At 71.7% G+C, this 12,990-nt stretch carries 17 protein-coding genes; 4 read left to right on the top strand and 13 right to left on the bottom strand.

Annotated elements, in window-relative coordinates; all coding sequences use genetic code 11:
* Positions 1-2 precede the first annotated feature (2 nt).
* On the bottom strand, positions 3-557 hold the full coding sequence (petA, locus tag VM685_RS10565) for a ubiquinol-cytochrome c reductase iron-sulfur subunit (RefSeq protein ID WP_325460111.1): 555 nt from the start codon (positions 555-557) through the stop codon (positions 3-5).
* 206 nt (positions 558-763) lie between these two features.
* Between petA and VM685_RS10560 the strand changes: the two genes are divergently transcribed.
* Together VM685_RS10560 and hemF are read left to right on the top strand one after the other, a co-directional pair.
* Entirely contained in the window at positions 764-1,237 is a 474-nt protein-coding gene (locus VM685_RS10560; RefSeq protein WP_325460110.1) for a tRNA (cytidine(34)-2'-O)-methyltransferase, read from the top strand.
* 10 nt (positions 1,238-1,247) lie between these two features.
* Positions 1,248-2,138 (top strand): oxygen-dependent coproporphyrinogen oxidase, encoded by an 891-nt coding sequence (hemF, locus tag VM685_RS10555; protein ID WP_325460109.1) that lies wholly within the window; start codon positions 1,248-1,250, stop codon positions 2,136-2,138.
* A 7-nt stretch (positions 2,139-2,145) separates the two neighbouring features.
* On the opposite strand, the gene VM685_RS10550 is transcribed toward hemF, so the two are convergent.
* The 7 genes from VM685_RS10550 to VM685_RS10520 form a co-directional block, all read right to left on the bottom strand.
* Entirely contained in the window at positions 2,146-2,268 is a 123-nt protein-coding gene (locus VM685_RS10550; RefSeq protein WP_325460108.1) for a hypothetical protein, read from the bottom strand.
* A gap of 57 nt (positions 2,269-2,325) precedes the next feature.
* A complete protein-coding gene (locus tag VM685_RS10545; RefSeq protein WP_325460107.1) occupies positions 2,326-3,024 on the bottom strand; it encodes a type 1 glutamine amidotransferase in 699 nt (232 codons plus the stop codon).
* Entirely contained in the window at positions 3,021-4,271 is a 1,251-nt protein-coding gene (locus VM685_RS10540) for a CCA tRNA nucleotidyltransferase (RefSeq protein ID WP_325460106.1), read from the bottom strand. The genes VM685_RS10545 and VM685_RS10540 overlap by 4 nt, the downstream gene beginning before the upstream one ends.
* Entirely contained in the window at positions 4,268-4,534 is a 267-nt protein-coding gene (locus VM685_RS10535) for a hypothetical protein (protein ID WP_325460105.1), read from the bottom strand. Before VM685_RS10535 ends, VM685_RS10540 begins: the two co-directional genes overlap by 4 nt.
* A 4-nt stretch (positions 4,535-4,538) precedes the next feature.
* Positions 4,539-5,183 carry a CoA pyrophosphatase gene (locus VM685_RS10530; protein WP_325460104.1) on the bottom strand — a complete coding sequence of 215 codons (645 nt, stop codon included), beginning with the start codon at positions 5,181-5,183 and terminating at the stop codon, positions 4,539-4,541.
* Positions 5,180-5,734 carry a DUF1285 domain-containing protein gene (locus VM685_RS10525; protein WP_325460103.1) on the bottom strand — a complete coding sequence of 185 codons (555 nt, stop codon included), beginning with the start codon at positions 5,732-5,734 and terminating at the stop codon, positions 5,180-5,182. Before VM685_RS10525 ends, VM685_RS10530 begins: the two co-directional genes overlap by 4 nt.
* Before the next feature lie 78 nt (positions 5,735-5,812).
* Positions 5,813-6,325 (bottom strand): N-acetyltransferase, encoded by a 513-nt coding sequence (locus VM685_RS10520; protein WP_325460102.1) that lies wholly within the window; start codon positions 6,323-6,325, stop codon positions 5,813-5,815.
* Between the two features lie 220 nt (positions 6,326-6,545).
* On the opposite strand from VM685_RS10520, the gene VM685_RS10515 reads away from it, so the two are divergent.
* Both VM685_RS10515 and VM685_RS10510 read left to right on the top strand, forming a co-directional pair.
* The gene (locus VM685_RS10515; RefSeq protein WP_325460101.1) at positions 6,546-7,802 is read left to right on the top strand and encodes an MFS transporter; all 1,257 of its coding nucleotides are present in this window, start codon (positions 6,546-6,548) and stop codon (positions 7,800-7,802) included.
* A gap of 33 nt (positions 7,803-7,835) precedes the next feature.
* On the top strand, positions 7,836-8,768 hold the full coding sequence (locus tag VM685_RS10510; RefSeq protein ID WP_325460100.1) for an SDR family NAD(P)-dependent oxidoreductase: 933 nt from the start codon (positions 7,836-7,838) through the stop codon (positions 8,766-8,768).
* A gap of 190 nt (positions 8,769-8,958) precedes the next feature.
* On the opposite strand, the gene VM685_RS10505 is transcribed toward VM685_RS10510, so the two are convergent.
* The 5 genes from VM685_RS10505 to VM685_RS10485 form a co-directional block, all read right to left on the bottom strand.
* Positions 8,959-9,573 carry a GNAT family protein gene (locus tag VM685_RS10505; protein WP_325460099.1) on the bottom strand — a complete coding sequence of 205 codons (615 nt, stop codon included), beginning with the start codon at positions 9,571-9,573 and terminating at the stop codon, positions 8,959-8,961.
* On the bottom strand, positions 9,570-10,064 hold the full coding sequence (locus VM685_RS10500; protein ID WP_325460098.1) for a GNAT family N-acetyltransferase: 495 nt from the start codon (positions 10,062-10,064) through the stop codon (positions 9,570-9,572). The genes VM685_RS10505 and VM685_RS10500 overlap by 4 nt, the downstream gene beginning before the upstream one ends.
* A gap of 2 nt (positions 10,065-10,066) precedes the next feature.
* Entirely contained in the window at positions 10,067-10,933 is an 867-nt protein-coding gene (locus VM685_RS10495) for an NAD(P)-dependent oxidoreductase (protein ID WP_325460097.1), read from the bottom strand.
* Positions 10,933-11,724, bottom strand: coding sequence for an enoyl-CoA hydratase-related protein (locus VM685_RS10490; protein ID WP_325460096.1), 792 nt, complete (start codon positions 11,722-11,724; stop codon positions 10,933-10,935). The genes VM685_RS10495 and VM685_RS10490 overlap by 1 nt, the downstream gene beginning before the upstream one ends.
* A 112-nt stretch (positions 11,725-11,836) precedes the next feature.
* On the bottom strand, positions 11,837-12,922 hold the full coding sequence (locus tag VM685_RS10485) for an MBL fold metallo-hydrolase (protein ID WP_325460095.1): 1,086 nt from the start codon (positions 12,920-12,922) through the stop codon (positions 11,837-11,839).
* Positions 12,923-12,990: the final 68 nt, after the last annotated feature.

Genomic DNA, 12,990 nt, shown 5'->3' with positions numbered 1-12,990 from the left:
GATCAGCCGATCTTGACCGTGGTGTCGGTGAGGAAGTCCCAGGTCGGCACTTCCAGGTTCCGCGGCGCCGGGCCCTTACGGATCCGGCCCGAGGTGTCGTAGTGCGAGCCGTGGCAGGGGCAGAACCAGCCGCCGTAGTCGCCGCCCTGGAAGGTCGGGACGCAGCCCAGGTGGGTGCAGGTGCCGATCAGGACGAGCCATTGGGCCTTGCCCGGCTTGTGGCGCGCCTCGTCCGGCTGCGGGTCCGGCATGGAGGCGTTGTCGTCCTTGATGGCCGCGGCGATCTCGGCCGGCGTGCGGTTGCGCACGAACAGCGGCTTGCCGCGCCACTTCAGGACCACCTGCTGGCCTTCGGGGACCTTGCTCAGGTCGAACTCGACGGACGCGAGCGCGAGCGTGTCGCCCGACGGGTTCATCTGGTCGATGAACGGCCAGGCCAGGGCGCCGACGGCGCCGACCGCGGCCGCGCCTGCGGCGATATGGATGAAGTCGCGACGGCTCGGGTCTTCTCCCGGAGCGTGCGGATCGGGATTTGCGCCCACGACGGTGTCGGCCACCTAAAGCTACCCTTCGAGTTCGGGGCCCTCGGGAACAGCGAGAGGGCGCCCAGCCTTGCGGGCCCTGTCAGACGCTCTGGCAGGGCCACATTGCGGGGCAGGTCTCGGAGCAGGACTTGGTCCCAGGAAGCGTTTGCGAAAGTTCGCAAAGGTCTTCCGTGATTCGTCTATCAAGCCCCGGCCTATCCCGTGGCGGTTCGCTTAGAATGCGTTTGGCCCTTTTTCAACCGGACATTCCGCAAAACCTCGGCGCGGCCCTCAGACTGGGCGCCTGCCTTGGCGTGCCCGTGGACGTCATCGAGCCCTGCGGCTTCCCGCTTTCCGACCGCGCCGTCGCCCGCGCGGCCATGGACTATGCGGCGAAGGCGGAGGTGAGACGCCACGACAGCTGGGCCGGATTCCTCGCAGATCCCCTGCGCGCCGAGGCCCGGCTCGTGCTCTTCACCACCCGCGCTGCGGCGCCATACCACAGCTTCGCCTTCCGCCGGGGCGACGTGCTCCTGATGGGGCGCGAGAGCGCCGGCGTCCCCGACGAGGTGCACGACGCCGCCGACGCCCGCCTCTACATTCCGCTCGTGGCCGGCGCCCGTTCGCTGAACGTCGTCACCGCCGCCGCGATCGCGCTCGCCGAGGCGCTCCGCCAGACGAATGGCTTCCCAACCCCGCCGGGAACCGGCTAGCAAGCCGGCCATGTCAGACGCGCCATCCACCCTGCCCCCCGAGATCCTCGAGCGCCGCGAGCGCGCCAAGGCCTGGTTCGAGGCCCTGCAAGCCCGCATCTTCGCCGCCCTCGAGCAGCTCGAGGAAGAGGCGCCCGCCGACCTCTATCCCGGCGAGGCCGGCCGCTTCGAGACCCGCCCCTGGACGCGGGAGACCGGCGTCGGCGGCGGGATCGGCGGCCACTTCAAGGGCCGCCTCTTCGAGAAGGCCGGCATCCACACCTCCGCCGCCACCGCCCGCTTCTCGCCCGAGATGGCCGCCCAGATGCCGGGCGCCGACAAGGACCCATCCTACGTCTCGGCCAGCATCAGCCTGATCATCCACCCGGTCAGCCCGCGCGTGCCGACGGTGCACATGAACACCCGCTTCCTGTCGACGGCCGAGAGCTGGTTCGGCGGCGGCGCGGACCTGACGCCCATGATCGCCGAGCAGCGCAGCCAGGAGGCCGACGACGCCGTCCTCTTCCACCGCGCCATGCAGGCCGCCTGCGATCCCTTCGATGCGGAGTGGTACCCCCGCTACAAGGCGTGGTGCGACGAGTACTTCTTCCTGCCGCACCGGAACGAGACCCGCGGCGTCGGCGGCATCTTCTACGACCGGCACAACACCGGCGACTTCGAGCGCGACTTCGCCTTCACCCGCGCGGTCGGCGAGGCGTTCCTGGACGTCTATCCGAAGATCGTCCGCCACCGCATGAGCGAGCCCTGGACCGAGGAAGACCGCCGCGAACAGCTCGTCCGCCGCGGCCGCTACGTGGAGTTCAACCTGCTCTACGACCGCGGCACCATGTTCGGCCTCAAGGCCGGCGGCAACGTCGACACCATCCTGTCGTCCATGCCGCCCCTGGTCGCCTGGCCCTGACGCCTCTCTAGCGTTGCGCCACCACCGCCGGCGGCGCGACGTCCAGCGCGCCCGCCTGGGCGCCCAGGCCTATCGCCAGCGCCGCCGCGGCGCTCGCCACGACGATCAGGGTCTGCCAGGTTCGGGTCATCTCGGGCCTCCGACGCCGGCGCGTACTGCGCCACGGAGCCCTAAACCCGGAACGCGGCTAGGCCGTTGCCGTCCCTAGGAAATTTCGGATCCAGCCGCCCACGCGCGCCCGGTCGTCCGGCCGGCCGTAGGTGTGGATCGCCGCGTCCGCCTGCTCGGGCGTGTAGCGGTCGCCCCGCCGGTGCTCGATCAGCGCCACGGCGTACTCGGGCTCGAACTCCGGATGCAGCTGGATGGAGATCGCCCGGTCCCCGTAGTCCAGCGCCCCCATCGGCGTGAACTCGCTGGCCGCGAAGATCTCCGCCCCCGGCGGCAGCTCCACGACCTGGTCCTGGTGCGAGGCCGGCAGGCGGATGGCCTGGGTGTGGTCCATCCACGGCCTGGGCTTCAGCACCTCGTACTCGTGCTCGCCCACGCCCCAGCCCTTCGGCGACTTGATCACCTTGCCGCCGAACGCCTCGGCCATCAGCTGGTGGCCGAAGCAGACGCCGACCAGGGCCGTGCGCCCCCGCGCCGCCTGGAGCCAGGCCTTGGCGTCCGCGATCCACGGCTCCGGATCGTACACCCCGGCGGCCGAGCCGGTGACGATGTAGGCGTCGCATTGGGCGGGGTCGGCCGGCAGCACGCCCTCGTCGACGGCGAAGGTCCGGTACTCGTACTCCGGCCCCAGCAGCCGGGCGAACATGTCCGGGTAGGTCCCGAAGCGCTCGATCGCCGGCTTCGGCGGCCGGCCGGTCTTCAGGATGCCGATCCTCAATAGACCATCCCCTGGACCACCGACTTCAGCTTCTCCACCGCGCTCATCGGGTCGTCGATGAAGTCGTGGTCGATCCACCACTCCTCCACCTCTCGCAGCACCTGGCCGACCACCGGCCCCTTGGGCGCGCCGGCCTTGATCACGTCCTCGCCGGTCAGCGGGAAGGCCGGCGGGCTCCAGCCCTCACCCAGCGCGATCATGCCCCGCCACTGCGGCGTCACCGCCGTGCGGTTCGAGGCGGCCCAGGCGAGCTTGGCCCGGTCGCGGAAGGCCTGGGCGCCCAGGCGGTAGACCGCGCGCCGGATCTCACGCGGGCTCATCCAGCTCTTGAACACGGGCGTGGGCGACAGCGCCGCCACGATCCGGTCGCGCTCGGCGTTGGAGAGCCGCAGCCGCTCGGCGAGCTTGCCCGCCGCGATCTGGTCGTCGGGCAGCAGGGCCGCCAGCCGCAGCACCGCGTCGGTCTCGAAGAGCTGCTCGGTCTCGATCGCCACCAGGCCGTCCAGGCGCGCGAGGTTCACCTCGCCGGGGATCACCACGCCCAGCACGCCGGTCTGCGCCATCAGCCGCACCGCCGCGCGCGGGTCGTCCGCCCCCAGCAGCTTCAGGAGCTCGGCCGAGATGCGCTCGGCCGCCAGCTTGCCCACCTGGTCCTTTAGCGCCGTGATCGCTGAAAGCGCCGCCGCGTCCGGCTCGCCCTTGCCGTACCAGGCCAGGAACCGGAAGAACCGCAGCGAGCGCAGGTGGTCCTCGCGCAGCCGCTGCTCGGCCTCGCCGACGAACACGATGCGGCCGGCCTTGGCGTCGGCCACCCCGTGTCCGGTGGGGTCGAAGATCGTCCCGTCGCGGCGGGCGTAGAGCGAGTTCAGGGTGAAGTCGCGGCGCATCGCGTCCTCCATCCAGTCGGTGGTGAAGGCCACCACCGCGCGCCGCCCGTCGGTCTCCACGTCGCGGCGCAGTGTCGTCACCTCGAACGGCTGGTGGTCGGCCACCGCCGTCACCGTGCCGTGCTCCACCCCGGTCGGGACCGCGCGGATCCCCGCCGCCTGCAGCGCCGCCGTCACCTGGTCCGGCGTCAGGGTCGTGGCGATGTCCACGTCGTTGATCGGCCTGCCGATCACCGCGTTGCGCACGCAGCCGCCGACGAAGCGCGCGCTGTCGGCGCCGCCGGCCGCCTCCAGCGCGTCCATCACCGCCACGGTCTGCGGCTTGGTCATCCAGGGACGCTGTCCGATCGTCTCGCTCATCGGGGGGCCGGGACCTGTTTCTCGTAGTGGCCTGGGCTGACGCGGCCATCGGTGGTGACCTCGCCGGGCACATAGACCTCGCCGCGGTTGTCCCTATGGAACAGCGGCGTCGCGAGCAAGCTGAGGCCGAACAGCACCGCGCCGGCCGCCAAGAGCCAGGCCCAGGGCGTCGCGCCCATCTCGCGCCCGTTGCGCCGCGCCCAGGCGGCCCAGACGAACCAGACCACGAAGGGAAGCGCCACCAGGGCGCCCCGGATGAGCACGATCCTAAGCAACGGCGGCGCCGTAGAGCCGGTCGTAGAGCGCCCGCAGCATGCCCGCCGTGGCGCCCCAGATGAACCGGTTCTCGTGGGTCATGGCGTAGAACCTGCGCCGCTCGCCGGTCGGCAGCTCGCGCTCGTGCTCCTCGTGGTTGCCGGGGTCCATGAGGAAGCCGAACGGCGTCTCGAAGATGTCGGCCACCTCGTCGGGGTTCGGGGTCAGCGAAAAGCCGTGCGCCACGAAGCCGACGACGGGCGTGATCAGGTAGCCGGTCCCGGTCCGGTAGGGCGTCGACAGCCCGGCCACGGAGACGAAGCTCGGATGCAGGCCGATCTCCTCCTCCGCCTCGCGCAGCGCCGTCTGCCACGGCGTCTCGCCCGGGTCTTGCCGGCCGCCCGGCAGGGCGATCTGGCCGGTGTGGCGGCGAAGGGTGTCCGAGCGCCGCGTCAGGAGGACCGACAGCCCGTGCTCGCGCTCCACCAGCCCCACCAGCACCGCGGCCGGGGTCAGCGGCTGGTCAGGCTGCGGCCGCTCCGGATTGAGATCGAAGTCCGAGCGCATGACGCCGTCGGCCGGCGCGCCCGCCTCCAGCGGGTCGAGGTGGCGGGCGATCCAGGCGCGGAGGTCGTGCAGGGAGGACGTGGCGTTCACTGGGCCGGCCCGATCGGGAACCAGGCGCCGTTGGAGGCGACGCCGAGCACCCCGTCCCGTTCCTCCGCCATCTCGGCGAGCTCGTAGAACACCGGCCGCGCGATCAGCGCCTCCAGCCCCCGGCGCACGTGCACATAGGGCCGGGGCTCGCCGTCGGCGCCGGTCTCGACGCGGATCGGGTTCTCCGGCCCCGCCTCGATGGTGTCGCCAACGTTCGTCGTGAACCGCAGCGCCTCGCCCTCGCGGTCCACCGCCACGGCCACGAACGGGGCGTCCTCGACGGCGATCTTCAGCTTCTCCACGGGCGTGACCAGGAAGATCCCGTCCGGGTCCTTGCGCAGGATGGTGGAGAACAGGCGCACCAGCGCCTCGCGCCCGATCACCCCGCCCTCGTGGACCCAGCTCCCGTCCTTGCGGATGACGATGTCGATCTCGCCGGTGTGCGCCGGGTTCCACAGGTGCACGGGCGGCAGGCCGCGCCCGGGCGCCTGCGCCCCGCCGGCCGCCTCGACCACACGGTCGAGCGCCTTCCTGTCCTGAACATCCGCCATGCCTGCAAGGTAGGGCTGCGGCCGCCTCGCCTCAAGCGACGCTCTCTCCCGCTCCGGCTTCGCGGGAAAGGAATGGGCTCAGAGCGGCGAGAACGCGCCGGCCGGCGCGGGCCCGTCGCCCTTCAGCCGGCGGGCCAGCACCCGGCGCTGGTCGACCGGACCGGGCAGGCGCACGTCCGCCGCCAGCTCCGCCGAGAAGCCAAACCGCTCGAAATACGGCGCGTCGCCCACAAGCACGACGAAGGCCTCGCCGGCGGCGTCCGCGGCCTGGCAGGCGCGGGCCACCAGCCGGCCGCCCAGCCCGGCGCTGCGCTGGTCCTGCTCCACGGCCAGCGGCCCCAGGAACACCACCGGCTGGCCGCCGACGCGGACCCGCCACATGCGAACCACGCCCATCAGCTCGCCCGCGTCCCAGGCGCAGAACGACAGCTCCGGGGCGAACTCGGCGATCTCGCGCACGCGCTCGGACGACTTCACGAACCGTCCCGGCCCGAAGGCGCGGTCCAGCAGGGCTTCGATGCGATCGGAATCAGCCAGTTGCTCGGGCTTCAGGATGAGCGACGGCGGCGGCGGGCAGAACTCGACGGACATGGGACGGCTGCGACCTTGCGGAAAGAGCGACGACGCCGCGGGAGCGCTGCAACGCGCAGTCCCGCGGGAGAGTTCAGAGCGCCTCAGGCGCCGAGCGTTCGTCGCAGTCGCATGGGTCGGGACTTTCCTGGCCCTTGTCGGAGCCGCGCACATAGGGCCGGGGGCCCCACGCGTCAACGGCATTGCGAGTAGCTGCGGCGCAAGGCAGGGTCCCGGACCCATGCCGCCCGAGCCCCCGCAGGACTCCGTCCCCTCCGCCCGCGCCCTGCTGCGGGAACGGGATTACCTCTTCTTCTGGGCCTCCCGCTGGACCGGCAGCTTCGCCGCCCAGATCCAGAGCGTGGCCATGGGCTGGCACATGTATGCGCTGGCCCGCGCCACCCGCTCGGTGGAGGAGAGCGCCTTCCTGGTCGGCATGATCGGCCTGGCCGCCTTCGTCCCCGTGCTGCTGCTCACCCTGCCCGCCGGCGAGACCGCCGACCGCTACGACCGCAAGAAGGTGCTGCTGCTCTGCCTCACCGGCGAGGTGATCAGCGTCCTCACCCTGGCCATCGCCACCTTCCGCGGCCAGGCCTCCGTGCCCCTCCTGTTGGGCGTCGCGGCGCTCTTCGGCGCCAGCCGCGCCTTCTTCGCCCCGGCCAACACCGCGCTCGGCCCCATGCTGGTGCCCCGCGCCCTGCTGCCCCGGGCCATCGCCTGGAATTCGCTGGCCTGGCAGACCGCCTCCATCGCCGGCCCCGCCGCCGGCGGCATCCTCGTGGCCATCTCCCCGGCCCACGCCTACTTCACCACCTTCGTCCTCTATCTGGTGACCGCGCTTTCGGTGACGTTGATCGCGAAGAACGCCAAGCCCGAGGTCCAGCCCGGGTCCCGCTGGCGGCTGATGAAGGAAGGCCTGGCCTACGTCTGGCGCCAGAAGATCGTCTTCGGGGCCATCTCCCTCGACCTCTTCGCCGTGCTGCTGGGCGGGGCCACCGCGCTGCTGCCGGTCTTCGCGCGCGACGTGCTGCACGTGGGCGCCGAGGGCTTCGGCATCCTGCGCGCCGCGCCCGCCGTGGGGGCCACCTGCGTCGCCCTGTGGCTCGCCGCCAACCCGATCCGGGCCAAGGCCGGCGTCTTTATGTTCGCTGGCGTCTTCGTGTTCGGCGCCGCCACGGTGGTCTTCGGCCTCTCCAAGGCGCTGTGGCTGTCGGTGGCGGCGCTGGCCGTCCTCGGCGGCGCCGACATGCTCAGCGTCTACGTCCGCCAGACGCTCGTGCAGCTCGTCACCCCAGACCCCATGCGCGGACGGGTGGCGGCGGTCTCCTCGGTCTTCATCGGCGCCTCCAACGAGCTCGGCGAGTTCGAGAGCGGCGTGGTGGCCCGCCTGCTGGGCCCGATCGGCGCCGCCATCTTCGGCGGGGTCGGCGCCATGGGCGTCACCGTGCTCTGGGCCTGGCTGTTTCCCGCCTTGCGGAAGGCCGATCGCCTCGAATAGCGTCTCTCCCCATTCATTAGGGAGATTGCACTCATGGGTGTTTTGGATGGGAAGGTCGTCCTCGTCACGGGCGGCGGGAACGGCATCGGGCGCGATTGTGCGCTCATCGCGGCGCGCGAGGGCGCCAAGGTCGTGGTCAACGATCTGGGCGGCGGCCTGAAGGGCGAGGACGAGGGCTCCGCGGGGCCGGCCGAGCAGGTGGCCCAGGAGATCCGCGCCATGGGCGGCGAGGCGGTCTCCAACTCCGACAGCGTCACCAGCATGAGGGCCGTGCAGGGCATGGTCGAACAGGCCCGCGACACCTTCGGCGGCCTCCACGCCGTCATCAACCCGGCCGGCATCCTGCGCGACGTGATGTTCCACAAGATGAGCGAGGACGACTGGGACCGGGTCATCGACGTCCACATGCGCGGCTCGTTCAACGTGGCCCGCGCCACCATCGAGCTGTTCCGCGAGCAGAACGACGGCGCCTACATGTTCTACACCTCGACCTCGGGGCTGTTCGGCAACATCGGCCAGGCCAATTACGGCGCGGCCAAGATGGGCATCGCCGGCCTCTCCCGGATCATCGCCATGGAAGGCGCGCGCAACAACGTCCGCTCCAACTGCATCGCCCCGGTCGCCTGGACCCGCATGACCCAGTCGGTGCCGATCAAGGACGAGGCCGCCGCCGAGCGCCGCAAGGTGATGGCCGAGAAGATCCGCCCCGACCAGCCGGCCCGCTTCTCGGTGGCCCTGGTCTCCGACGCGGCCAAGCACGTCACCGGCCAGATCTTCGGCGTCTCGGGCGAGAACATCATCCTCTACTCCCAGCCCCGGCCCATCGAGACCTGCTCGAAGCCGGAGGGCGAGGAATGGACGGTGCAGACCATCCTCAGCGAGGCCGTGCCGAAGATGGCGCCCAAGTTCTACGACCTGAACCGGGCGCCCCCGTCCGCCCAGCCCAAGCAGGCCCAGCCGGCCTAGGCGCCCCGCCCCTCCCTCCCCTTCATGGGGAGGGCGGACGGGGCGAAGCCCCGCCGGGTGGGGAAGTCACGATCAGTCTCAGCGCCGGCCGGAGGGACGCCCTTCCGGCCGGTGACGGCGCCTGGCCGGCGCTTCCCCACCCGGCTCGCTTCGCGAGCTGTCCCTCCCCATGAAGGGGAGGGAAGACGCCTCACAGCCTGTGCAGCCGCTCCCAGTCGTCGCGGGTCAGCTCCCAGTAGACGCTGCGCCGGATCGTGCCGTCGGGCCGCGTCACGTCGCGCTCGCCCATGCGGCGGAAGCCGGCCGCGTCGATGCCCTTCTGCGAGCGGACATTGTCCAGCGCCGCCGTCAGGCACATCAGCCGCACGCCCAGGTGCTCGAAGATCCAGCCGAAGCTGCGCGCCATCCCGGCTCCGCCCTGCCCGCGGTTCTGCAGGTCCGCGCGGATCGCGCCCGCCAGCTCCGCCGACGACCGCTCGGGCCAGACGGCGATGTGGGAATAGCCCGAGACATCGCCCGCCTCGTCCAGGGTGACCAGCAGCAGGGCCTCGCCGGCCAGCCGCCTGGCCTGGTTCTCCGCCACCCAGCGGGTGACGCTCTCCGCCGTGATCGGCCTGGGCAGGTCGTAGATCCAGTCCGACACCGCCGGGTCGGCGAGCAGGGCCACCAGCCCCGGCACGTGCTTCAGCTCCGCCACCGCCCGTCCGGGTCCGAGGCCCGAGAGGTCGGCTTCGCGCACCGCCCCGCGGATCGCCTCGGCCTCCTCCGGGGAGGCGTGGAGCACCGTCTTCGGCGGGGCGCTCACGCCACCGCTTCGCCCTCCGCCGCCAGGCGGAAGAGCGCCTCCCCGTCGAGCCTGCGGACCGTCCACTCGGTCATCGCCCCCGCGCCGAGGCTGTCGTAGAAGGCGATCGAGGGCGCGTTCCAGTTCAGCACCGCCCACTCCAGCCGGCCGAGGTCGGCCTCCACGCAGCGCTGCGCCAGCCTGCGCAGCAGCGCCTTGCCGGCCCCGACGCCACGCGCCGAGGGCTCCACGAACAGGTCCTCCAGGTAGATCCCCGCCCGCCCGCGGAAGGTGGAGTAGTTGTAGAACCACAGCGCGAAGCCCACCGGCTGGCCCTGGTGCTCGGCGATGTCGCAGAAGGCCCGGGGGTTCTCGCCGAACAGGTCGCGGCGGATGTCGGCCTCGGTGGCCTCCACCTCGTGCAGCAGCCGCTCGTACTCCGCCAGGTCGCGGATGAACTGCAGGATCAGCGGGGCGTCGGCCGGGGTGGCCACGCGGACGTTCACGCTCATCCTTACGCGTCCACGCCGATCTTCACGCCGGGCGGCGGCACGCTGTCCTCGGGCACGAAGAAGTCGGGCATCAGCGGCTCGGTCGGATCCACCCGGTACTTGTCGAAATCCCGCTCGCCTTCGCCGTAGAGGAAGGTGTCGTCGATCAGGAAGTTGCCGGTGAAGCTCCGCGACGGCTTGTTGAACACCGCATAGGCGGCGTCCGCCATGATCTCCGGCGTGCGGCAGCGGCGCATGCCCTCGTCGCCCGCGAGTGCGAACCGGATCGCCGCCGTGGCGATGCCGGTGCGGGGCCACAGCGCGTTGAACGCGATCCCGTCGCTCCGGAACTCCTCGGCCATGCCCAGCACGCACATGCTCATGCCGAACTTGGCCATGGTGTAGGCCACGTGCGGCGCGAACCACCGGGGGCTCATGTCCAGCGGCGGCGACAGCATCAGCACGTGCGGATTGGGGCTGCGCTTCAGGTGCGGGATGCAGGCCTTGGAGGTGAGGTAGGTCCCGCGCGCATTGATCTGGTGCATCAGGTCGTAGCGCTTCATCTCCGTGCCCAGGGTGCCGGTCAGCTGGATCGCCGAGGCGTTGTTCACGCAGATGTCGATGCCGCCGAACCGGTCCACCGTGGCGTCCACCGCCGCCTGGACGCTGGCCTCGTCGCGCACGTCGACCACCAGCGGCAGGGCCTGGCCGCCCGCCCCCTCGATCTCCTCGGCGGCGGTGTAGATGGTCCCCGGCAGGTGCTTGTGCGGCTCGGCGGTCTTGGCCGCGACCGTGACGTTGGCGCCGTCGCGCGCGGCCCGCAGCGCGATGGCCAGGCCGATCCCGCGGCTCGCCCCGGTGACGAAGAGCGTCTTGCCCTGCAGCGACATCACGCGGGCTCCCGGGTCTTGGAGAAGTCCGGCGGCCGCTTCTCGGCGAAGGCGGCGAAGGCCTCGGCGGCCTCCGGCGACTTCAGCTGGGCGGCGAACAGCCGGCCCTCCTCCTTGTAGCGGGCCTTGATCGGCTCCGGCTCGCGGCGCATCAGCGCCTTGGTGGCCGCCACCGAGGCCGGCGCGCGGGCCGCCACGGCGTCGGCCGCCGCCCGCGCCCTGGCCCGCAGCTCGCCGGCCGGGACCACCGCATTGGCGATCCCCCAGTCGACGGCTTTCCTCGCGTCCACCGCCTCGCCGAGCACGAACATGGCGAACGCCCGCGCGTGCCCGATCCGCGCCGGCAGCAGCATCGAGGACGCCGCCTCCGGCACCAGCGCCAGGTTCACGAACGGGGTGGTCAGCAGCGCGTCCTCGGCCACGAACACTAGGTCGCAGTGCAGCAGCATGGTGGTGCCCACGCCGACCGCCCGACCGTTCACCGCCGCCACGAGCGGCGTCTTCGCCCGCTCCAGCGCGTTCAGCAGCGGGTTGCCGCCCTCCCGCGCCTCGTTGGCCGACGGGTCGCCGCGGTTCACCGCCGCGAAGTCGCCGAGGTCGTTGCCGGCGGTGAACATGTCGCCCTCGGCCTGGATCAGCACGCAGCGCACCGACGGATCCGCGTCCGCCGCGTCGATACCGTCGGCCAGCGCCTGGTACATGGCCCGCGTCAGCGCGTTCTTCTTCTCCGGCCGGTTGAGCGTCAGGGTCAGCACCCCGCCCGACGTCTCCGAAACCACGTGCCCGGTCATCGCCCGACCTCCTCCATGAGCTTACGCCGTCAAGCTTAGCGCCTCCAACTGGCGTCGCGCGAGTCACCTCTTTCCTTCTCCAACAAGGGGAGAAGGGCAGTGACGCCGTCCCCTACGCGGCCCGGTACCAGTCCACCCCCTGGGCGTCGCGCTCGCGCACCGCCTGGCCGCGGGCCAGCAGCCAGTTGAGGTGCGCCAGGCTCTCGCCGGTGGCCAGGCCCAGCAGGCCGCCGTCGATGTTGCGGCGGAACAGCACGTGGAACACGTCCACCGCCCGCTTCGGCTCGGCGAGCGTCTGGCGCAGCCGCGTGAGCCCGCGCTCGTGGCCGCCCACCAGATGGTCGATCCGCGCGTGCAGACCGTGGAACGGGTCGTTGTGCGCCGGCAGCACCAGGACGTCGTCAGGCACCCGGCCCTTGATCCGCTTCAGGGACTCCATCCAGTCCGACAGCGGGTCCCCCTCCGGCTCGGTCGGGAACACCGCCACGTTGGAGGAGATCTTCGGCAGCACCTGGTCGCCCGAGATCATCAGCTTGAGTTCGGGGCACCACAGGCAGGCGTGCTCGGGGCTGTGGCCGGAGCCCACCACCACCCGCCAGACGTGGTCGCCGATCCGGATCTCGTCGCCGTCGGTCAGCCGCTGGAACGAGTCCGGCAGCGCATGCAGCCCGCGCCCGAAGCCGCCGAACCGCGCTCGGTAGGTCTCGATGGCGTCGTCGTCCCAGCCGGCCGCCCGGTAGAAGCTCAGCGCATCGGCCGGCGCCTCGCGGCCGGTGTCAGCGGCCAGCGAGCGGCACATCAGGAACTCGAGCCGGGTGATCCACAGCCGGCACTGGAACTTGCGCGTGATCCAGCCGGCCATGCCGATGTGGTCGGGGTGCATGTGGGTGACGAACACCCGCGTCACCGGCCGCCCGCCCAGAGCGCCGGCGAACGCCGTGCGCCAGGCCTGCGCGGTCTCCGGCGTGGAGATGCCGGTGTCGACGATCGCCCAACCCTCGCGCCCGTCGGCCGTTCGGTCGGCGATCGCCCAGACGTTGATGAAGGCCAGCGCCCCGCCCAGCGGCATGCGCAGCCACTTGACCCCCGGCGCCACGTCGATGGCCTCGCCGGGCTTGGGCCCCTGCTCGAACGGATAGGTCAGCTTCGGCCGCGGATGCTCCGGGATCGCCGCCGTATCTTCAAGTCCGTCCCGCAACGCCTCACTCCCCTGCTCGCCTGCCATTGTCCGACGGCGCCCGCGGGGAAAGCAACGGCCCGGATGCG

Source organism: Phenylobacterium sp., assembly GCF_035539035.1.
Classification (GTDB): domain Bacteria; phylum Pseudomonadota; class Alphaproteobacteria; order Caulobacterales; family Caulobacteraceae; genus Phenylobacterium.
Note: the sequence above shows the minus strand (reverse complement) of the source record. Positions and strands in the feature narration are given on the sequence as shown.

What these genes read in the sequence shown, in the direction of transcription:
- VM685_RS10550 (WP_325460108.1), bottom strand. Translation starts at nt 2,268, where the DNA reads ATGACCCGAACCTGGCAGACCCTGATCGTCGTGGCGAGCGCCGCGGCG.
- VM685_RS10560 (WP_325460110.1), top strand. Translation starts at nt 764, where the DNA reads ATGCGTTTGGCCCTTTTTCAACCGGACATTCCGCAAAACCTCGGCGCG.
- VM685_RS10540 (WP_325460106.1), bottom strand. Translation starts at nt 4,271, where the DNA reads ATGAGCGAGACGATCGGACAGCGTCCCTGGATGACCAAGCCGCAGACC.
- hemF (WP_325460109.1), top strand. Translation starts at nt 1,248, where the DNA reads ATGTCAGACGCGCCATCCACCCTGCCCCCCGAGATCCTCGAGCGCCGC.
- VM685_RS10490 (WP_325460096.1), bottom strand. Translation starts at nt 11,724, where the DNA reads ATGACCGGGCACGTGGTTTCGGAGACGTCGGGCGGGGTGCTGACCCTG.
- VM685_RS10500 (WP_325460098.1), bottom strand. Translation starts at nt 10,064, where the DNA reads ATGAGCGTGAACGTCCGCGTGGCCACCCCGGCCGACGCCCCGCTGATC.
- VM685_RS10495 (WP_325460097.1), bottom strand. Translation starts at nt 10,933, where the DNA reads ATGTCGCTGCAGGGCAAGACGCTCTTCGTCACCGGGGCGAGCCGCGGG.
- VM685_RS10525 (WP_325460103.1), bottom strand. Translation starts at nt 5,734, where the DNA reads ATGGCGGATGTTCAGGACAGGAAGGCGCTCGACCGTGTGGTCGAGGCG.
- VM685_RS10510 (WP_325460100.1), top strand. Translation starts at nt 7,836, where the DNA reads ATGGGTGTTTTGGATGGGAAGGTCGTCCTCGTCACGGGCGGCGGGAAC.
- VM685_RS10515 (WP_325460101.1), top strand. Translation starts at nt 6,546, where the DNA reads ATGCCGCCCGAGCCCCCGCAGGACTCCGTCCCCTCCGCCCGCGCCCTG.
- VM685_RS10520 (WP_325460102.1), bottom strand. Translation starts at nt 6,325, where the DNA reads ATGTCCGTCGAGTTCTGCCCGCCGCCGCCGTCGCTCATCCTGAAGCCC.